Origin of the sequence: Paenibacillus sp. FSL H7-0942 (genome assembly GCF_045040715.1) — a bacterium.
Classification (GTDB): domain Bacteria; phylum Bacillota; class Bacilli; order Paenibacillales; family Paenibacillaceae; genus Paenibacillus; species Paenibacillus amylolyticus.
Map to the genome: position 1 here is coordinate 4,126,064 of NZ_CP150279.1, position 22,738 is coordinate 4,148,801.

9 protein-coding genes are annotated in these 22,738 nt (G+C 41.9%); 1 reads left to right on the plus strand and 8 read right to left on the minus strand.

Annotated features, from left to right (window positions below; all coding sequences use genetic code 11):
* Positions 1-16 precede the first annotated feature (16 nt).
* The 5 genes from MHI48_RS18310 to MHI48_RS18330 form a co-directional block, all read right to left on the minus strand.
* Positions 17-11,950 carry an amino acid adenylation domain-containing protein gene (locus MHI48_RS18310; protein ID WP_405141364.1) on the minus strand — a complete coding sequence of 3,978 codons (11,934 nt, stop codon included), beginning with the start codon at positions 11,948-11,950 and terminating at the stop codon, positions 17-19.
* A gap of 272 nt (positions 11,951-12,222) precedes the next feature.
* Positions 12,223-13,428, minus strand: coding sequence for an ACP S-malonyltransferase (gene fabD / locus MHI48_RS18315; RefSeq protein ID WP_405141366.1), 1,206 nt, complete (start codon positions 13,426-13,428; stop codon positions 12,223-12,225).
* Between the two features lie 364 nt (positions 13,429-13,792).
* On the minus strand, positions 13,793-15,058 hold the full coding sequence (locus MHI48_RS18320; protein ID WP_036672794.1) for a YncE family protein: 1,266 nt from the start codon (positions 15,056-15,058) through the stop codon (positions 13,793-13,795).
* A 179-nt stretch (positions 15,059-15,237) separates the two neighbouring features.
* Positions 15,238-16,095, minus strand: coding sequence for a Cof-type HAD-IIB family hydrolase (locus MHI48_RS18325; RefSeq protein ID WP_340029137.1), 858 nt, complete (start codon positions 16,093-16,095; stop codon positions 15,238-15,240).
* Between the two features lie 116 nt (positions 16,096-16,211).
* Positions 16,212-16,733 (minus strand): GNAT family N-acetyltransferase, encoded by a 522-nt coding sequence (locus MHI48_RS18330; protein ID WP_051447314.1) that lies wholly within the window; start codon positions 16,731-16,733, stop codon positions 16,212-16,214.
* Between the two features lie 221 nt (positions 16,734-16,954).
* Here MHI48_RS18330 and MHI48_RS18335 point away from each other — a divergent pair, with 221 nt between their 5' ends.
* The gene (locus tag MHI48_RS18335) at positions 16,955-18,112 is read left to right on the plus strand and encodes a S8 family peptidase (protein ID WP_036613498.1); all 1,158 of its coding nucleotides are present in this window, start codon (positions 16,955-16,957) and stop codon (positions 18,110-18,112) included.
* A 121-nt stretch (positions 18,113-18,233) separates the two neighbouring features.
* On the opposite strand, the gene MHI48_RS18340 is transcribed toward MHI48_RS18335, so the two are convergent.
* The 3 genes from MHI48_RS18340 to MHI48_RS18350 form a co-directional block, all read right to left on the minus strand.
* Positions 18,234-18,632, minus strand: a complete 399-nt coding sequence (locus MHI48_RS18340; protein ID WP_036613496.1) for a RidA family protein — start codon at positions 18,630-18,632, stop codon at positions 18,234-18,236.
* Positions 18,633-18,946: 314 nt separating this feature from the next.
* The gene (locus MHI48_RS18345) at positions 18,947-20,389 is read right to left on the minus strand and encodes a 6-phospho-beta-glucosidase (RefSeq protein WP_036613491.1); all 1,443 of its coding nucleotides are present in this window, start codon (positions 20,387-20,389) and stop codon (positions 18,947-18,949) included.
* 34 nt (positions 20,390-20,423) lie between these two features.
* On the minus strand, positions 20,424-22,337 hold the full coding sequence (locus MHI48_RS18350) for a beta-glucoside-specific PTS transporter subunit IIABC (RefSeq protein ID WP_076317571.1): 1,914 nt from the start codon (positions 22,335-22,337) through the stop codon (positions 20,424-20,426).
* Positions 22,338-22,738 lie beyond the last annotated feature (401 nt).

Sequence of the window (22,738 nt, forward strand, 5' to 3'; positions counted from 1 at the left end):
ATATTTTTAGGTTAGCTTAGAAGAAATCTACTTCAATTAGATCAGCCAGCGTATCCCCATCTATTAATTCTTCAACCAATTGAATCTTCTTGATTTCAATATGAGGGTCGTTGGCAATGGTTGTTAATATGACCAATAGATTTTGTGACATCGCTTCAATCGTTGTTTTCTCAAATAAAATCGTACTGTATTCAAAGGCCACTTCTAACTTGTGTTGCAATTCGTTAACATACAACGTTAAATCGAATTTGGATACTCTCGTATTTGGAGCATAAGGCTTACAGGTTACTCCATCCATCTGAATCTCTGAAGCATCTGTATTCTGCAATACAAACATGGTGTCAAACAACGGATTCCGCCGAGTATCTTTGGTTACATTTACTTTCTCAATCAATTCTTCAAACGGATAATCCTGATTCTCATAAGCGTTCAACATATTTTCTTTCACTTCCAGCAGATACTCCGTGAATGTTTTATCCGCGGCAGGATAATTTCGAATAGCCAGTGTATTCACAAACATCCCCATAACCGGCTCCAGCTCAGCATGTGTCCTTCCTGCAATCGGCGTGCCTACAATGATATCTTCTTGACCGCTGTATTTAGATAATAGAATCGTATAGGCTGCTAATAGAATCATATATAACGTTGTTCCTGTCCGTACTTCCATGTTCCTTAAGCCTGGAAGGATGTCTTCCTGCAAAACAATGCCCAATACATCTCCCGTATAGCTTAGCGTTTCAGGTCTCTCATAGTCTGTTGGCAGATCCAATAGCGGGATACTCTCACCAAACACATTAAGCCAATACTTCTCCTGCTTTTTCATCCGCTCACTATGAAGTTGCATTTGCTGCCATTCAGCATAGTCCTTGTATTGAATTCGAAGAGGAGATAGCTCCTCTCCCTTATAGAACTGGCTAAGTTCAGTCATCAGAAGATGTACAGATAGTCCGTCTGCAATGATATGGTGGAGATCTACCAGCAATACATGACGCTCCTGCTGAAATTCAATAAGTCCCACCCTCATAAGAGGTGCTTGCCCGAGATCAAATGCGCGAACAAACTGTTCAATTCGATCTTCGATCTCTTCTTCCGTTGACTCGATCAATTCAATTCCAAAGTTAATTTTAGGGTATACGATCTGTTTCGGTTCTCCGTGTATGACTTTGAATCCAGTCCGAAGCGATTCATGACGATGAATCAATTGTTGGAATGCTTCTTCCAATCTGGTCCGATCAAGCGATCCTTCCAACATAAACATACCTGACATGTTGTACATGAGTTCCTTGCCAGCTTTGATGCTCATAATGTACATTCTCATTTGCGCCGAAGAAATAGGATAATATTCTTTTTCCTCCACTTGAGGAATGGACACTGATACTTCCTGTTCCATTTGTTCAATAGATTGAGCCATCTGTTCAATGGTCTGCCATTCAAAGACGTTTCTTACCGATATGTGGATATTCAGCTTTTGATTGATTTTGGCGGCCAGCTTAGTCGCACGTAAAGAGTTGCCTCCTACATCAAAAAAACTGTCTTTTACACTGATTTTTTTCACGGCAAGCACATCCTGCCAAATAGGCAGCAACTGTTTTTCCACCCCAGTTCGGGGTTCTATATATTCACTTCCCGTTTGTATGTTTTCTTCTGGACTCGGAAGCGATTTGCGATCGATTTTCCCGTTCGATGTCAGAGGCATGTGATCCAATTGTATAAAGTAGGCTGGTACCATGTAATTCGGCAACACCTTAGAGAGGCTTTGTTTTAACTCTCCCACCGTCAGCGTGGAATCCGCTGTAAAGTATGCACATAATGATTTGTCCCCGTGATCATCCTCATGTGCAACGACGATAACTTCTTTCACACACTCTAGATCTAACAGTGCTGCTTCTACTTCTCCTACTTCGATCCGATATCCGCGAATTTTAATTTGGTGATCCATTCTTCCCAGATACTCGATATGGCCATCGGGAAGCCATCTCACCAAATCTCCCGTTTTGTACATTGTCGCTCCCTGGACAAACGGATCACGTACAAATTTTTCTGCTGTCAGCTCAGGTAAATTCAAGTATCCTCTACCAACCCCATCACCAGAGATACATAATTCCCCTACGACGCCTACAGGCTGAACTTTGCCATGTTTGTTCAATACATACAGGCGATTATTTCCTAATGTTCGACCAATCGGTAGGTGAGCTCGTTGATTCGCTGTATCCAGGTGTTCTGGAAGTACACGGTATGTCGCAACATCCACACAACATTCTGTTGGACCGTACACATTAATTATGGTTGGAGGCGTTATATGATTCAGAGCAAATAATGATGTGATTTCATTTACACTTTGCTGAGAGAGAGCTTCACCGCCAATGAGCATATATTTTAGCGATATGCCTTGAACGTTTTTTGCCTTCAATAGTAATTTCAGGTGTGCAGGCGTACCGTCCGTCAAATCAATTTGGTGGTGCTGATAATAATTCATTAAATCTTGTCCATCCAGTACCGTGTCCTTGTCTACAATAAACAAGGCATGTCCTGACAGCAGTGCGCCAAATATCTGCTTCACAGATGCATCGAAATAGTAAGGCGCAAGTAAAGCGACATGCAAACCGCTATGCTGATCATCTATAACTTGACTGTACAACGCTTTAACCAAGTGATGAACCTGACGATGTTCGATCATCACACCTTTTGGCATGCCTGTTGTGCCTGAAGTATAGATCACATAAGCCAACTGCTCGGAATTCCCTGCGGGTTCCAGATTCGACAGATTAGCTGCGTAGGTTTCTTTATCGTTCAAATCCATGATTTGGCCATTGAATGATACCAACTGCTTGAGATGGGTTTGCGTGACTAATAGTGTTGCCCCCGAATCATGCAGGATGTACCGGATACGCTCTTCAGGAGAATCCGGATCAATCGGTACATACGCCCCACCTGCTTTTAGAATGCCAAAGATGCCAACGATCATATCAATCGAACGATCTGTCAGAATACCTACAAATTGATCCTGCTGCACTCCCTCAGCTCTAAGCGTAAATGCCAACTGATTCGCCCGTTCATTCAATTGACGATACGTCCATCGCTCATTTCCAAAACTAACAGCCAATTGATCAGGTGTCCGTTCCACCTGTGCTTCGAATAACTCCTGTATGGTCTGATCCCGGGAATATTCTATGTTGGTATCATTAAAGTCATATAAAAGAACGTTCTGCTCAGGTTCAGACAGCATTTGAATATCGGACAAGGCAATATCAGGTTCGATCACAATGTCTCTGAGGATGTTGAACAGATGTGTTTTCATTCTGTCGATGGTATCCCGTTCAAACAGCTCCGTCTTGTAATTAAAGTGCATTTCCAGACACTCGTTATCATCCTCAACGATGAACATCAGATCATACAACGATACACCGACATTTAATTCTCTAACTTTAAAGCTGCAATCCTGTTCTTGCCGTTGATTCAACGCGGTATTTAAGAAGATATACATCGTATTAAAAAGTGCTGTCCCAGTGGTATCCCGATGTGTGTTTAATTTCTCTACAAGATTGTCAAAAAGATAGTCCTGGTTATCCAATGCATCCAGGGATTGTTTTTTAATTTCTTCGAGATAGGATCGAAACGACTTATTCCCCACCGGCTGTGAGCGAATCGCTACCGTCTGGATAAAGACACCTATCATATTCTCGACATCCGGATGGTTTCTTCCTGATGTTGGCGTGCCTACAATCATATCTTCTTGTGCTGTGTATTGATGAAGCAGCACATTATACGCTGCCAATAACACCATAAACATCGTAGTTCCCGTTTGTTTCGCAAGCTTTTCCAGCGACTGCTTCAAATGCTGATCCAACACAAATGACAATCTTGAACCTGCCGAAGTCAAATGAGGTGTCCGAACAAAATCAGTAGGCAGATTAAGGTTCGGGAGTTCTCCTTTGAATTGATCCAGCCAATATTTTTCTTGCTGCTTATACGACTCCCCCGCCAGAAATTCTTTCTCCCAAGCTGCAAAGTCTTTGTATTCAACCTCAATGTCCGACATGCTTCTTCCGTCATACGCATCAATCAATTCATTCGCAAGAATACCAACGGAATATCCGTCCGATATAATATGATGCATCTCAATGAGGATCTCTGCATGATCATCGTCTATACGAATGAATTCGGCACGTATTAACGGCGCTTTGGAGCAATCAAATGGTTTGGCAAACGTCTTAACATGTTGTTCGAATGAAGCAGAGCTTTCCTGAGATCGTTTCACTTCAAAATCAATCGTTGGAGCAATACGCTGGTAAAGCTCTCCATCCATCAGATGGAAACTGGTGCGAAAAGCTTCGTGACGGTGCACGATTTGTTCCAATGACGAAATCAATTTAGCTTCATCGATATTTCCTGTGACCGTAATATGGCCGCACATGTTCTGAAACACACTATTCGGCTCAAATTGATCCAAAAAGTAGATCCGCTGTTGTGCAGATGATGTCTCATAGAATTCCTTGACGTCCAATGCCTTAATCGGAATGAATGTTTCCTCGTTCTCGCCTGTAATCAGACTGGCAAGCTGCTTCAGACGTTGGTTTTGGAAGAATTGAACGATTGAAATTTTGTGTTGAAACTGCTCATGTACCTTGGATAGCATTACTGTCGCCTTGAGCGAGTTACCTCCGAGATCAAAAAAGTGATCATGTCTCCCCACTTGATCGAGGGATAATACGTCCTCCCAGATCAAAGCCAGCTTTTTCTCCACGTCATTGACTGGAGACTCGAATATGGCTGCATGATTAACGTGAGGAAGACGCTCCGTAACAAACCGATTATATATTTCCTGTAATTGGTCCTGTTGCTCGGATGAGAACAACGTCAAAGACGAAATTTCAGCCTCTGGATGACTCACCATTTTTTGCAGCAAACCCTTAAATCCTTCAGACCACAGTTTCATCATCTCAGGTCCAATAAGATCGGTATTGTAATCAAAATCAAGGTACAATTCATGGCTAACATCCGTAATATTAAGAAACAAATCGTAAGAAATATGTTTGATCGGATACGACATGAATTCAGTCTTGATATTTTCAAATTGAAGATGATGAATCGTTCTGTCCATATTAAATAAAATCCGGGTATCCGGTGCAGTCATATGAGCAAGCTGTTCGGATACGAGGGTCAATGGAACATGCTGATGCTTCATGACTAGAGCCAGCGTTTCCTTGAGCTCAAGGACATGGTCTACAACGGATTGCTTCGTTAACAAGGCATGATGAACAGGTACAATGTTGACACAGTTGCCAATCAGTGCATTTTTTTGCATATGAGACTGACCCGCTGTAGGCACGCCGATGACAAGGTGAGACTGCCCTGTTAGTTGATGTAAATATAAATGAAACGCTGCAAACATTGTTACAAACAAACTGCTCTTATTATTGATGCTTAACGTTCGCAATGACTCTGTTAATTGATGATCTAGCTTAATAGAATATCTTTCACCGTCATATCCCTTGGGCACATCATCGGACGGTGCCGTTGGAAGTGTAACGTTGGGATAGGATAAGGAAAATTGTTCTTTCCAGAACTGAATCCCTTCGGTAAATGAGCCTTTTTCATGTTCAAGTCGTTGCCATCTTAAATACTCACGGAATGGAGTGGCTTCAGGTAATTGAACCGAAACTCCTCGGACCAGAGCAGAATAGGTATGTTCCAACTCTTGAATGAATACAGCAATCGACCAGCCATCTACAACAATATGATGAAATGTCAGCACCATAAGGTATTGATCAGTTGCCTTTTTAAGCAAGGTGATTCTAAATAGAGGCTCCCCAGACTGTAAATCGAAGGCTTCATTTGCATCGGCAGATAACCAATTGGAAATTTCCCGTTCTTGATCCTCACCCGCATATGCTGAGAAATCCAACCATGTACATTGAAGTTCCATTTCGGATATGATTTGTTGTGTTTCACGATCGGCATGAATGACTGTTCTCAGAGCTTCATGACGCTGTGCGATCTGATTCACGGCCTGATCCAGTGTGGAAGGCTTTATTCCACCTGTCATTTTTAAAATAACACTCTGATTTAATGCAGCATTCGCATCTTCCCCATGTAATGAAGTTAACAATAATTGTTTTTGCTCTAAAGAGAGCGGATATTCCGAAACAGGCGATTCACCAGGGATAAACCCCCACTCGCGTAGTTCATGGATCGTCTCTTTCACAATTCTGATTATCATATCCATGTCACCCATGGAATGCACAGTTGATATAAAACAGTTACGACCTTCCCAAATATATAAACCTTTATAAATTAAATGGTAGAAGAATAATTCCATATCTCCAAATGATATAAATCGAAATAAAGATCCATAGTTCACCATTTGCATCGGTACATTCGCTGTTTTGAAAAACGTATTTAATTCATTAACAAGATAATCTGTTTTTTCATTTAATTCCTTATATAAGGTTTCTGCTTCAGATTGAAGATACTGTAGTACCGTTAACATCACTCTCATCGTAAGAGGGTGTGTACAGAAGGTTCCACCGACAAACGTTTTCTTATCTGCGTCGGAAGGGTAAGAATCATCACCAAAGTTCCAGGTTCCACCATCTACCGGATTCATAAATTCAGCTTTACCCGCGACTATGCCAATAGGCAGCCCGCCACCGACCACTTTCCCATACGTAACCAAATCTGCTTGAACCCCAAACCAATCCTGTGCTCCACCCAGACCAATTCTAAATCCAGTGATAACTTCATCGAAAATAAGTGCAATGCCAAACTGTTTCGTGATCTCTCTAAGTTCCCGTAAGAATTGTGTTGGCTGCATATCAGGTCTTCGACTTTGCACCGGCTCTACAAGTACAGCAGCCAATTCATCACCCAGGTTCTGAATCATATCCAGGGATTGCGGATGGTTATAATTAAGAATAATCAAATCATCTATAGCGCTATTTACAATACCAGGAGCCATAGGCAGCGCAGACGATAAAGCATCCCCAGGATTCGCTACACCCAACACGCCATCATGTGTACCGTGGTAAGATCCTGAAAATAATACAACTTTGGAACGCCCCGTTGCTGCCCTCGCTAAACGAAGTGCAACCATGACAGCTTCTGTTCCTGAATTATAAAATGCGACACGCTCTACACCCGTTAGCTCGCAAATTTTAGCTGCGACATCTCCTGCCAAGTCTGACATAGGGCCCAATGGAGGCAATTGTTCCTGGAGGCTGTCTGCTATTACATTTTGAATAAATGCTGGATTATGACCAAATAGATTTACTCCAAATCCCATCGTCAGATCCAAATACTCATTCCCATCCAGATCCCATAACTTAGATCCCTCTGCACGCGTTGAAATGATGGGATACACCATTTCCTTCCAATACGAGCGAAATCCGGATACATTGCGATTATTCGCATGAACCAAACGTGTTTGGCCTGTTTTTAATTTGGAGCCTTTGGTTCTTGCGGTATACTTGGCTATAAATTGTTCAACATACTGGTTCTGAAGCGGTGATAATCCGCTCTCTTCATGAATTTTCAACGATTGATAGGGTATAAAAGGTTTGGCTTCCTTCGATTCCGAATCCGGTTGGATCTTTTTGGGTTCATTGGTTTTATTGATTTCATTCATTACCGGTGAAGCTTGAACTTTTTGGGTTTCATGATGTTTCATTTCCAAAAGAGGCGATTGATCAGCATTCATTTGCTCGCCTAACAGCACATTCAAACTTTTTAATTGGGACTCCATAAGCTGAATGGCAGACATCACAATTTGTTCCGACACATTCCCTGATGATTTTGCCGTGTTTATATTGTTCACAGATGCCAGATTTTGTTGTTCAGTACGCTCCTGATCGGTTTCATTTTTTATGTTCTCAGATACATCATGTTGTTTTATATTCTCTGACACATACTTAACTAAGGAATTAATATTTGTAAGGGTTTCAAAAAACATTTCCATCGGGATATTCAAACGGAACAGCTCTGAGATTTCCTTCTGAATTTGCACAAGAATAATGGAATCCAATCCCATTTGGAGAAAATGAGCTTGATGATCCAGCTCTTCCAACTTCAAACCAGATGCACGACTGATGCTTGTTTTAATCTTTAATTCAATATCGTTTGTATTCATCTCCATTTGAACCTCATTCCTCTCTGACCTATGTCCCGCTGGTATCGTATGTTTGACTTCAATCCAACAGCGCTTCTGCTCAAATGGATATAGAGGTAATGGAATTTTCCGAATGACTTCATGATTATAAAACCTTTCCCAATCAATCACTGCCCCCAGTGTAAATAACTGACCGAGTTCATTTAAAGATTCTGCCTTTCCCTGAACATAGAGATGATCGCTAACAAGCGTTTTGTCTTTTTTGGCATAACCAAAATAAACATTTGGCAGTTTACCCTCTCCGCTTGCAATTCGTTTCAATTTTTCATGTAATTCTTGTGTACTCGTGACTACGATGGCAAGCCGATAATCCAGATTAGCCCTTCCCGTACTGGCTGTATAACAGATTTGTTGAATGGAAACATCCGTGTGATCGGTTAGATATTCATGATACGTTCTAACCAATTCATCCAGCGCCCGTTCCGTGGCAGCAGACAGAACAAATAGATGAGGCTCTTGGGACATTCTTTTATCTACGGTTGGGGAAGGAACATATTCTTCGAGAACCACATGTGCATTGGTACCACTGAAACCAAAAGAACTAACCCCGCATCGTAATGGACCCTCTTTTTCACCAAAAGCCATTAATTCCTGATTCACATAAAAAGGTGAAGCTTCAAACTTAAGCAGGGGATTAGGCTTGTCAAAGTGAACCAATGGTGGAATCTTTCTATGTTGAGACATAAGAATAGATTTAATTAATCCAGCGATCCCCGCCGCTTCAAAACCATGTCCAATATTAGCTTTGGCAGATCCGATTGCACAAAATTGTTTCCGATCCGTATATTTCTCAAAAGCTTTACGCAAAGCATTGAACTCAACCGGATCACCTAATTTTGTCCCTGTTCCATGTGCTTCAATGAAGTTAAGCGTATCAGGAGAAATGCCGGCTTCTTTCCATGCCTGTTCGATCACATTGGTCTGTGACTCCGGGTTAGGTGCTGTGATTCCTACCGTCTTGCCATCCTGATTAATCGCACTTCCCTTAATCACACCATAGATATGATCCCCATCCTTAATCGCTTGCTGCATTGGCTTCAACATGACCGACCCAACACCTTCGCCAAATCCCGTGCCGTTGGCATCTTCGCTAAACGTTCTCGTCAATGCATCTGGAGATTCCATATCCAGTCCGATACTTATTGGTATTAATGCCGTTCGAATGCCGCCTGCGATTGCCATTTCACAGTCTCCAGCGAGCAATCCTTTACATGCCATGTGAACAGCAACAAGTGAGGAGGAACAAGCGGTATCAATTGTTAAGGCCGGGCCTTTTAAATTCAAGAAATATGCAATTCTGCTCGCCAGTACAGATGGTAAATTTCCAATGATATAATTTTTGAGTTCTGCGGGGTAACTCGCTGTCACGAGCCGTTCGTAATCATACCCAACTTTGGAATACCCCACGTACACGCCCACATTTCTTCCATTGATTCCTTCCCCTGCATACCCAGCGTCTTCAATCGTATGCCATGCCGTTTGCAAGAACATCCTTTGATTCGGGTCCATAAATTGTGCAGTTTTTGGGGTTATGCCAAAGAAAGAATAGTCGAATTGATCAATCTGATCCAAGTAACCACCCTTGATCCATTGAACTTCGCTCATTTCACTTCGCATGGATTGTATATAATCCGCTGCGTCTTTTATCCGACTTTCCGGGTAGTCCCGAATGTTATGCGTTCCATTTTCCAAAACACGCCAAAAATCGCTTGCATTTGATGCACCAGGGAGATTCAAAGACATACCGATAATAGCAATATCTTTGGATGGCGTATGATCCTCTTGAGTTTTGTTGACTTGCATGGTCTCGCTGTAGCCTCTAGCCAGATATGCTGCCAATTCAGTTATCGAGGGATAGGTAAAGAGGTCCGTAACAGCAAGCTCTTCTCCGTATTTTTGTTCTATACGTTCAGCGATTTGGGCCAGCTGTAATGAAGTTGCACCCATATCAAAATAGCTATCCTCAAGTTCAACCTTTTTCCCAACCAGCACTTCAGAAAATAGTGAAGTTAATTCACGTTCTATGACTCGAATCGAAACAGCAGCCTTTTCTTTTGCCTTGTCATTGTCATTCTTGATCCAGTCATGGATGAATGCAGATTCTGTTGAGAATTTGCCTGCTTCATACTGCTTGGCTAACTGATACCGCTGGATTTTCCCACTTGTTGTTTTGGGTAATTTTTTGATGGGCAGTACCTCTTTGACACTCCATCCCCCATGTTTATATAGATGTCTTTTGATTTCTTTAACAAGCGTCAAGAAGTGTTCGATCTTTTTTTTGTACACGACAAACACAATAATTTCTTCACTTTGACTATTCGAATCATACACACCACAAGCAGCAACTCTTCCGAGTTCAATATCATCTAATTGTATGGCGACACGTTCAATGTCATGGGGATATACATTTTTACCATTGATAAAGATAATGTCTTTTTCCCGCCCTGTTACAACCAGTTTTCCGTTCATGATAAAACCCAGATCTCCTGTATTCACCCATCCGTCGTGCGTTAATAACTTCTCCGTTGCTAGTGAATTATTATAATAACCTTGGGTGACGTTATCCCCCTTGATTTGAATTTTTCCAATAACCAAATCGGGAACACTGTTCATTTCCTCATCGCAAATTCTAACATGGCAATAATCAATTGCTTCGCCAACGGCAACAAATGATGCCACATGTTCAGCATGTTTCTCGACTTCGATGACACGCTCCCCTAAGTTCAGATGATCCCGGTGAACGTACACCGCAGTAAATTCTTCTTCTACCTTGGGAAAGGAGACGGCAACAGAGGCCTCTGCTAATCCATATACGGTAAACATGGCTGTTTTCTTTAATTGATATGCTGACAATACATTTAGGAATTCATCACACACTTCGGGTAATATAGGTTCCGCCCCATTATAAATGACTCTGACAGATGACAGATCCCATCCCTCCGCTTTGTCTTCGCGAAAGAAATTCAGGAAGTATTTATAACCAAAGTTAGGAGAAGACAGTATGGTTGCTTTGTGTTCATTTACTTTTTTCATCCATAGAATCGGTTTGCGAATAAATAATTCCGTTGGGAGCAAGTACTGATGAATTCCTGCCACGAGGGGTACGAGATGAAATCCAATCAAACCCATATCATGGGTAAGGGGCATCCAGGAGAGAAAACTATCGTTTGAACTAATTTGTGTGCCATTAATAGCAGCACAAGTATTATAAATCAGGTTTCGATGGGTGAGCATAACGCCTTTGGGATCACCGGTTGATCCAGAAGAAAATTGAATAAATGCCAAGTCATCAGACTGAGGTTCAACTATATTATTAATAGATTCATAATGATATATGGTATCTTGGATCAGATCCGTTCTGACTTCTAATTGATGATGGAAATCAAGCATGTCATGTTCCAAAACAAATCTCTTCATTTTATCCAGCACCTTCTCAGATGCAATCATGAAAGGGTTATTTAGCAAATTCCAAATACGGCATACTTTCAAGTTTTGTTCTTCATCTTCACCAATACTTACAGGGATAGGGATCATTCCACCGAGTATACAAGCCCAGAATGCGACTAAAAACCGTTTGTTTTCTTGAATCTGAAAAATAATCTCTTGTTTAGGTTTAATTCCGATGGCTTGTAGATAACCTAAATACCCTTGTGCCTCAGTAAATAATTGATGATAAGATATAAAAGTTTCACGTTTGTCCGCATCGATAAAACGAATACCGCGGTCGGTTATTTTACCTCTGTCGCGGATAATATCCACTAGTGTTTGAAACTGATTAGTATACATATCTCTCCTCCAAATGAATCATCTCTAACATGCTTATCTAATTATTTACACATATTTCAAGCAAAATTTTACCATAGAAATATATGTAAAATCAATCAGTTTATTGTTACTATATGGTAAAAAATAGAGATTGATTTGTGGGTTATTGACATATTTATTACCAAATATCTGAAGCTTCAACAAGTTCAGATGCATTAAAGGACAAAAAGACTACCTTATAAAAAGGCAGTCTGTTGCTGTAATATAGATCTTGCAAAAGCACAGATCGAGTACTAGATTGCATCAATCAACGCGGTTCCATCCAATGGAATATTTTTTGCTATAATAATGGAATGACATACCTGTAGAGCATCATTTATCTCTTCTTCACTAAGTTCATATTCATTGTTGTTTACTTGTTCCTTTGCCCGTTGTAATTGGTGAAATAATGGCTCAACCGTTTGGGTGTATGATATCGAATCTGGGTTATAATTCCTTGAAATGAGTGCGGTTACTATTAGTTCTGATAACAACTTTTTACGAATCGTTAACCGCTTATTTTTCCTTTCTTGTGTATTTGTAAGCATTAGTAAATCAGAAGGCTGACTTAGCGAGTACGGTACAATACGCTTCGTTATTTTACTCATAAGACTAACTAACACATGTTTAGAACCCAACTCTATAACTTCAGTAACCCCATTTGCAACCAGATAGAGCATAGACTCTGACCATCTTACAGGCATCGTCATCTGCATGGTTAAATAATCCACGACAGATCGATCAGACTCATAGGGTGCTGCTGTAACGTTGGAAATAACCGGGTATTTTGCATGGGCATATTGATATTGATCCAATTCAACTTTGAATTGTTCTGCTGCGGTTTGCATCATGGGAGAATGATAGGGACCACTTACATTGATATACGAATGTTTCGTTCTCAGGGCTTCTGTCCTTTTAATAATTTCTTGTATAGAGTGCCGATGTCCCGAAATGACAAACTGCTGGTTAGCGTTCACACAAGCCACACAAGCAGGGCGCTCGATCGTGGAAACTTGTTCACATATGTTTTGAAGTGTATCTAAATGAATACCTGAAATGGCGGCCATGGTACCTTTCTGATCCGGGTCTGCATTGTGCATAATGATACCCCGTTGTCTTACCAGTTTAATGGCGTCATGAAATGAGAGAACACCTGCGCAGACCAGAGCCGAATATTCTCCCAAACTATGCCCAGCCAAATAAGCGGGTTCCATCCCTATTTCTTGCATATACACCTGATATGCTATGACACTAACAGTCAAAAGTGCAGGCTGAGCATTCATCGTCATTGTCAAATCATCCATGCTACCTTCAAAACATAACTTTCTCAAATCGAAAGAAATGGCGTCACTGGCTTCTTCAAATAACTTCTTAGCCACATCGAAGTTATTCCAAAAGTCTCTACCCATCCCAACCATCTGAGAACCTTGCCCAGGAAACAACAGAGCTACATTACTCATCCAGCATCCTCCATGTATCAACTTTATATTTCATGCACTTCGACAAACAAAAACCAATAAATTCCTTGTTTTCAAAATTTATATTAAACTTTCATTAGGAGTTATGCAATAACAAAGTCAAAAGGAGGGGCATCTATTTCTATGAACGGAAAAAAATTCGTCATTCTTTTTGGGCTCCTTAATGCAAATAGACACCCCCATTGAGGAGATGCCTGTTCCATTCTGATCTGATCATTCAAGACTCACGATTCCCCTTACCTGGAATCCTAACTTGGCATACAGAATTTTCTTTGTTCATGGTGATCAGCTGCTCCATTAAGTCTGATGCCGTTATAACTTCTTTCATCCAAATCCCCTCACCTTTCTACGGATTTACACCTACTGCGAACGGACGTGCCCCCACCGGAATAGTAGCAATCACCGTATTTGTTTCGCCATCGATCACAGAAATGGTATTGTCATCTTGATTGCTTATATAAACTCGATTAGTTAACGGATTGGCGCCCGCTCCGTTTGGATTATTCCCGACCGGAACAGTAGTAATCACGGTATTTGTTAATCCACTAATTACTGAAACATTATCCGTGTCTCGATTGGGTACGTAAATGGCGTTTGTGGAGGTATTAACCGCTACTTCAGCTGGCGTAACGCCGACCGGAATGGTATCAATGACGGTATTCGTCAATCCATCAATAACGGAAACCGTATTACTGGTTAAATTCGATACATAAATACGGTTGGTGGCTAGATTGACACCTACACGGAATGGATTGACCTGAACGGGGATTGTAGCAATCACCGTATTCGTTTCTCCATCGACCACAGACACCGTATCAGAATTAAAATTAGCTGCATAGATGCGATTGGTTAAGGAATTGACACCTACTCCAGTTAAAAAATTGAGCCCCGGAATAGTGATCGCATCAATCACCGTGTTAGTTAATCCATCAATGACGGTTATATCTTCAGTTGTGTCCAATGAATTAAAATTTGCCGTATAAATAGCATTGGTCGCTATATCGACCCCTACGTCACTTGGCTCGCTCCCAACCGGAACAGAAGCAATCACTGCGTTGGTTATACTATTAATGACGGAAATGGTATTACTGCTTCTGTTTGCAACATAAATACGACTCGTTAATGGATTGACATCAATCCCTGCAGGATTCGTCCCCACAGGAATGGTAGCAATCACCGTATTCGTAGCGCCATTAATGACGGAAACATCGTTACTATTAAAATTGGCTACATATATGCGGTTGACTGACGTATTATCCCCCTCTATTTCAAGTTCGGAAGAAACTAATCGATGTGCAGCAACAAGCTGGCCGGTTTCATTTTTGCCCCACACGGAAATCTCTGTCTGCTCTATAGCTACACCTTCAACTGTAAAGACAAATTCAAATGCATCAAGATTGGCAAAATAAGTTCTTGTCACTACCTGATCCGGATCAATTGAAATCTGCTCGCTGACATATAAAGTCCTCGTAGAGGTCAGATTATACCCTTGTATCAAAACAACGGATCCATCCAGAGAATTCCTGTTATCAATTTTAACGGTAACTTGTTGTGTTGGCCGTACATCACTGACGGCATTATTCTCGATAGGTCCGGTTGATAGAATGGCCATTTCGATTCTCTCCTTCACTTAGATGTTATGGTTTGATTAGAATCCTTTTGTAAAAATATAAATTGATCTGTTTAAACCAAAAAAAGACCCTGCAATAATATATGCAGGGTCTAAAATAAGGTTTGGGACAAAGGGTGTACATATTAACCGTTTTGATCTCTCTCACCTTGTCTTCTTTATCAAGTGATCAATCCATACTTCACAAAACTATGATACAATCCATCTTCCTCGACTGTTCCAGTAATATCATCTGCAATGGCTTTCAGACCTGGCTTTGCATTACCCATGGCAATTCCGATGTTACAAAATTCCAACATCTCAGCATCATTCATGCCATCACCGATGGCAAATGTATCTTCTTGGGACATGCCCAGATGCTTCAGCAGATCGGCGATCGCAATGGCTTTATGAATGCCAGGGATCATCAGTTCACCACTCCCTTCACCAAAGATTGGCACAGTGCACTGAATGACTTCGAATTTCCCTTCAAACTCTTGCTTGATCCGCTCAAACGGGATGGCTGAGCTCTCCAAGAAACATACTTTGTTCACATCATCCTTGTACAGGTCGGCCTCACCATACGTTAATCCGGCAATAAACGGGTGCGGCTTTAGCTCCTTCTTCTCTCTGGCTACAGGGTCATTCTCCACATCACCATAGATACGGCGTTCCAGGTGAGGTTGAAGATTGCTACTCGCATACAATGCCGAATTGGATTCAAGGTAAAAGTCAATGCCGTTTTCATTGAAAAAATCGACCATATGTCGAACATCTTCCGCTGTTACCCTTTTGTGATATAACACGTCCTTGCCAAACTCCACATAACCCCCACCTGCACCAATCAGACCATCGAATCCGACATCCCAGATGGAATCATAAATTTCTGCTTTGGATCGGCCTGTACATAAATAGAGCAGATGTCCGTTCTCTCTGGCCTGTTTACAAGCCTTCTGTGCTGACAACGGAATACTTCCGTCATCGTCGACCAATGTGCCATCAATATCAATAAAAACAATTTTTCGCTTCATTTCTTGCATCTTCTTATGCCCCCATCATGTATCTCGTATATGTCTATGTTGTTGTATACAAGAGTTATAGTATCATCAATCAATTTTTCCAAAATGTGGTCAGAATTTCGATTCTGTTACAATGGTTACTTACATGCCAACTTGTCCATATGTACGGTTTGCCAATCATCATCCTGCTCAGCAATAACCGTAAACCCTTGGCGTTTCCAGAAATCTACGGCTCCTGCCAAGAAGCGATGTGTATGCAAATACAGCGTCGTATAGTGCATATCCTTTACCACGCTCTCCAGTTCGTTCATCAACATCGAGCCAATGCCAAACCTACGATACGCGGGATCTACATAACATTTTACTATTTCGGCAGCCGATCGAGCTGCATATCGACCTTCCACAGCTTCGATACGTCCATCATAAGGTAATATTCCAATAGAACCGACGATGCCCGCATCCTCCATCATTGCAACAAGAAAGATCGAACCATCGGAGTGCAGATAATGTTCTCTGAACTGCTCGAAGTCCACAGGCAATTTCGTATGATCCATCATCGGAAACACTTCTCTGCGTACACGCATGGCAAAATCAATGGCGTCATGAATCTGGTGTACCTGAACTGGTGTGACTGTCGGTATACTCTGAAGTTGTGTCAATAAAACCACATTCCTTATCCTCTGTATTTAGGAGTTACCTCTCGGCCCTGCCTTAAATCTTGTTCATGCCAAAGCGGCTCTCTTCATATCATCTTACCGAATTTATCCCTTCCTATCAATCTATCTACACTACTATCCAAATTGCAAGAGTGCCCGCGCAGTCTGATAGAGTTCGCATACGATAAGGCGTGTCACAAATCATATTGGAGGGATAAACGCTCATGTGGTTATGGTTAGGTATTTTTGTTTTCATTTTGCTAGTAATCGGGTTCATGTATCGTTATCTGGACCAACTTGCCGAGAGCAAGTTTCATCCGCACGCTCCCAAGCAGCTCTTCGTCAAATTCAAGGAAGGTACAACCGAGGATGAGATGCATACCCTTCACAAAAAAGGGAGATGTAAGGTCGCTGAGACCTATGAAGATTTAGGATGGTACCGTGTGGAATCCCGCAAAAAAATGCACCGGATGCTGAAACATTACAAAGATCATGAGCTTATTGAACATGCAGAGCCGAATTACCTCGTTGAGGCTTCCTTCACTCCTAATGACCCTTTCTTTCCTTATCAGTATAACCTGTCCAAAATCAATGCACCCGCTGCATGGGATATTACGCAGAGTAACAGCTCTGTCAAAATCGCCATTATCGATACCGGTGTACAGCTGAATCATCCAGAATTGGCCTCCAAGCTCCTCCCCGGTTATGATTATGTTGATTATGATAACATTCCTGAGGACGGGAACGGCCACGGCACCCATGTAGCTGGGATCGCTGCCTCCGTTACCAACAATGGTGTGGGCATCGCAGGCGCTGCTCCACTCGCATCCATCGTTCCGCTCCGGGTACTGGATAACAAGGGGCAAGGAACGATAGGTAATGTCGGTAATGGGCTTGTCTTTGCTGCCAACAACGGTGTAAAGGTTGTTAACCTGAGCCTTGGTGGGCCGATGGGAAATGCTTTCCTTCAAGCTGCCGTACAGTATGCTTGGGATCGAGGAGCTGTGATTATTGCCGCAGCCGGTAACGATAACACTTCATTCCCAATCGTACCCGCATCGTATCCCAATGTGATTGCTGTCGCTTCAACCAACCCTTCCGATCTCAAATCCAATTTCTCCAACTATGGTTCCTGGGTGGATATGGCTGCACCGGGTGATACCATTCTATCCACATACCTGGGTGGTTCCTATGCCTACCTTAGCGGGACATCCATGGCTACCCCTCATGTGGCTGGAGTGGCTGCACTTCTCGCTGCACAAGGGAAAACAAATGCTCAGATTCGGGACGCGCTGTGTTTCGCTTCTGATCCGGTATCAGGCTCCGGGATCTACTGGACATATGGTCGACTGAATGCTTATCAGAGCTTGCAGGTGCCATAATACACCACCTACTATCGCTCATGATTGCACACAGGCATATCCTTTCCATTTTTCACAAATAAAAAACGAAGGGACATCTGTAAGTAAGATGCTCCTTCGTTCGGTTAAAAAGTATTCGATGTTACACTTTTGCTGCCCAAAGCTCTATTTCAATTTTAATCTCTGGTAGACCTAACGCCGTAATATATCCAATCGTCATTGCAGGATAATCCGTACTAAATAATTGTCCCCACTCGGCATATAAGAAATCCCAATCGATTTCCTCGGTTGCCCATACGTTCACTTTGATAATATGTTCAGCATCTAAGCGCTCAGATTCGAGCACTGTTTTAATATTATTAAATGTATTAGTGACTTGCTCATTCAGACTCTCTGGAAAGAGTCCATTCTGATCTGCTCCAATTTGACCCGAAGTCACAAATAACTCTGCATTCCTCGGGATTCTTGTAATATGCGTGTACTGACCTACAGGAGCTGGCATATTTTCTGGATTTTTTCTAGTAATTTTGTCAATATTCATTTGGATTACCTCATCATTCTTAAGATTTTTCTGCGTTATTTCCTAGTTTTCTTCCGATTTTGGGCAGACTTCACCCTTGGAATAGATTCTAGAAAAAGACAGCAGTGGAGTATCCATATCCCGAAGATATAAACGCAAGTGATTTTTTCTTCATGAGTGGATGCTCCTCCCTTCTTAAGTGACAAGATTCTCTTCATTTCTTTATTATATCTGAAAGCCACATCATGGGTCAAATTCATCCCCTCATAAACAAAGAGCAATCCCATAATAACGAGACTGCTCTTTGTTTATTCTATAGCGTCGGACATCTTGTATCAGAAATATTGTGCGCCATTACTCGCAATGACATCTTTGTACCAGTGAAAACTCTTCTTTTTCAGTCTGCGAAGTGTGCCCGTACCATCATTATTTCTGTCTACATAGATATAGCCGTAACGTTTCTTCATCTCTCCGGTACCCGCACTGACCAGGTCGATCGGTCCCCAGCTTGTGTAACCTATGAGCTCTACACCGTCTTGAATCGCTTCAGCCATCTCGGCAAAATGACTATTCAAATATTCGATGCGATAATCATCTTCTACGGAGTCATTGTCTAACAACACATCGGTTGCTCCAAGTCCATTTTCTACGATAAACAAAGGTTTGCCATAGCGGTCATGCAGTTGATTAAGCGTAATTCGAAGCCCCTTAGGATCAATGGTCCACCCCCACTCGGAAGCTTGCAGATAAGGGTTCTTTACTGAACCAAATACATTGCCTTCTGTCGAATCTTTCAAAATCTCAGGGTCCGTACTGGTGCACCGGCTTGCGTAATAGCTAAAACCGATATAGTCGACTGTGTTCTGCATCAAGATCTCTGCATCTTCAGGTTGCATTTCAATCTGAATGTCATTTTCCCTGAAAAATCTTTTTGTATAACCCGGATATGCTCCCTTCGACTGCACGTCGATGAAGAAGAATGATTCGCGATCTTTCTCCATGGCTTTCCATACATCATCCGGATTAGAGCTGTATGGATACACCATTCCAGCGGCTAACATACAACCAATCTGTGCACCCGGAATGATCTCATGACAAGCCTTAACAGCAAGTGCACTCGCTACCAATTCATGATGTGCTGCCTGATACAGAACCTGATCTTTGTTTTCACCATCCTGCAGAACAATACCCGCTCCAATGTACGGGAGATGCAGCAACATATTGATTTCATTAAACGTCATCCAGTATTTCACTTTATTCTTGTATCGATTGAAAAGCGTCGTCGCATATTTCTCAAAGAAACCAATCATCTTACGATTCTTCCAACCGCCGTAAGACTCGACCAGATGTACAGGTACATCGAAATGGCAGATCGTCACGACAGGTTCAATGTTGTATTTTAATAACTCATCAAAGACATCATCATAAAATTGCAAGCCTGCTTCGTTTGGCTCCGCTTCATCACCATTAGGGAAAATCCGTGCCCAGGCTATGGAAAGCCTGAGGCACTTAAATCCCATTTCTGCAAATAACGCAATATCTTCCTTATATCGATGATAGAAGTCAATGGCTTCATGTGAAGGATAGAATTCCCCTGTTTTTGGTTCATACGAATCCAGGTTACCCAGAGCAATATTCCATCGATTGGCACCAATCGGAATCAGATCTACCGTTGTTAAACCTTTGCCACCTTCCAGATAAGCACCTTCCAATTGATTCGCTGCGGTTGCTCCTCCCCAGAGAAAATTCTCCGGGAAGGCTGTAAACTTTTCATTCATCGAGGAGTTCCTCCTTAACCATCCTTAGTTAGAATTAGCTTAATACCGTGATCAATTTATCTTTCTCATGAACGGATGCATCTTTTGTTCCTACAACGTCCAGATAATTTGAAGTATTAGTGACAATGATCGGTGTAACCGTCTCATATCCTGCATCCTTAATCGCTTGCAGATCAAACTCAACAATCAGGTCACCTGCGTTAACACGGTCTCCATCTTTCACATGGGTTGTAAAATGTTGACCTTTCAGCTTGACCGTATCCTGTCCAATATGGATCAGCATCTCTACACCATCATCGCTTACAAGACCAATGGCGTGTTTGGTACGATATACGGTTTGAACGACACCTGTGATTGGAGATACCACTCTACCACTGGTTGGACGAATTGCAATCCCTTTACCCATGTGCTCTCCTGCAAACGTTACGTCATTAATTTCGTTCAGTGCAACAACTTCACCAGCCATTGGGCTTACAATTTCGTATCTGCTGTTCGGATTTGGATCAAGTACTGGTGCAGGTGCAGCTACTTTTTCTACCGGATCTTTGAATCCAACCACATACGTCAATACGAAACCAAGAACGAATGCAATCAATGAAGCAACTATAGCCATGTAGAACGCGAAGTCTAATCCTGTTTCTTTATTAATAAAAGTTGGATAACCGAATACGCCAAGTCCGCCAATCATGTATATCTTCGAACCTGCATAACCGAGAATACCGCCTCCAATCCCCCCAGCAATACAACTCATAATAAAAGGTTTTTTCAATGGAAGCGTAACACCATAGATCGCAGGCTCTGTTACTCCAAATATACCGGAGATAAATGCTGGTACACTGAGTGTTTTTATTTTCGTATTTTTTGTTTTGAGTAATACGGCAAGTACAGCACCGATTTGAGCAAAAGAAGCAGCAAATGACATTGCGATAACCGGATCAGCGCCTGACGTACTAAGATTCAATAATGCAACCGGAACCAGTCCCCAGTGAAGTCCGAATAATACAAACACTTGCCATAGTCCACCGATAATCAATCCTGTAACAATAGGACTTAATTCATAAATATTAGTAGCTCCCGCGCCAATCAATTGTCCTGCCCATGTGGAGATTGGACCAATGACCAAAAAAGTCGCTGGAACAATTACAAGCAAGGTGAAAAAGGGAACAAGGAATGTGCTTACCACTTTCGGAATAACGTTCTTGAAGAATCTTTCTAGTTTTACAGCAACAAATGTCGCTATAATGATTGGGATAACCGATGAAGCGTAGTCCATCAAGATAACCGGCATACCCAGGAACGTAATGTGGATAGGTGATTCAAACAATGTACCTGTAAACAAGGTGTACAGTGGATCTCCTGCCTTAAGACCGCCCAATGTCGGATAAACAAGAGATGCACCTATCGCCATACCCAGGAACGGTGAACCGCCAAACTTCTTGATTGCAGTGTAACCCAGGAAGATCGGGAAGAAGTAGAACAGACAGTCCCCCGTTGCTTTCAATAATTGATACGTTCCGGAATCCTGAGTTATCCAGCCAAAGGCTACAAACATCTCGTTAAAACCTTTGATCATACCTGTGGCAGCCAGCAAACCGAGTAGTGGTGTGAACACACCGGAGATCATGTCGATAAATCGGCTGAACAACCCTACTTTTTTGCCTGAGTTGTCCGTTTCCTCTTCCACTTGTCCTTCACTTGGGAAATTCCCTACTTTAACGACTGCTTTATATACATCCGGCACTTCGTTGCCGATAACAACTTGATATTGTCCACCACTTTGCATGACGGTAATAACACCTGGCAGATTTTTAAGTTCTTCCGTTTTGGCTACGCTTTCATTTTTCAGTTTGAACCGCAGTCTTGTTACGCAATGGAATACACTGTTTACGTTCTCGCGACCACCTACACGTGACAGAATGTCCTTAGCTAATTGATCGTAGTTGCTCATTGTAATTCTCCCTCTCTAAGTAGACTCCCCATGACTTTTGAAACAAATAAAACCTGAACCACTGAACATACACAACATACCGGATCGTCCGGAAATCAGTCGTGTTATTCAGCAATTCAGGTTTTGCCCTTAACGGTTGCAACCCTGTAAGGCTGTACACATTGGTATTTAATTATTTGGAAAACGAAAGTAAGTTACATTCCATACCCTCTGAACTGAGGGTGGTCGGCATTGCCTGATTGAACAGTTACAACCCGATCAATGTATGCGCTTACTTCTTGAACTCATCATAGTACATCTGAACTACGTTTGCAACACTTATTTTTATTAATTTCACAAATACATTTTAGTGACCGAAAATGAAAAAAAGAGACCACTTCGAAAACATCAAAGTGGTCTCT

What these genes read in the sequence shown, in the direction of transcription:
- MHI48_RS18310 (WP_405141364.1), bottom strand. Translation starts at nt 11,950, where the DNA reads ATGTATACTAATCAGTTTCAAACACTAGTGGATATTATCCGCGACAGA.
- fabD (WP_405141366.1), bottom strand. Translation starts at nt 13,428, where the DNA reads ATGAGTAATGTAGCTCTGTTGTTTCCTGGGCAAGGTTCTCAGATGGTT.
- MHI48_RS18320 (WP_036672794.1), bottom strand. Translation starts at nt 15,058, where the DNA reads ATGGCCATTCTATCAACCGGACCTATCGAGAATAATGCCGTCAGTGAT.
- MHI48_RS18325 (WP_340029137.1), bottom strand. Translation starts at nt 16,095, where the DNA reads ATGCAAGAAATGAAGCGAAAAATTGTTTTTATTGATATTGATGGCACA.
- MHI48_RS18335 (WP_036613498.1), top strand. Translation starts at nt 16,955, where the DNA reads ATGTGGTTATGGTTAGGTATTTTTGTTTTCATTTTGCTAGTAATCGGG.
- MHI48_RS18340 (WP_036613496.1), bottom strand. Translation starts at nt 18,632, where the DNA reads ATGAATATTGACAAAATTACTAGAAAAAATCCAGAAAATATGCCAGCT.
- MHI48_RS18345 (WP_036613491.1), bottom strand. Translation starts at nt 20,389, where the DNA reads ATGAATGAAAAGTTTACAGCCTTCCCGGAGAATTTTCTCTGGGGAGGA.
- MHI48_RS18350 (WP_076317571.1), bottom strand. Translation starts at nt 22,337, where the DNA reads ATGAGCAACTACGATCAATTAGCTAAGGACATTCTGTCACGTGTAGGT.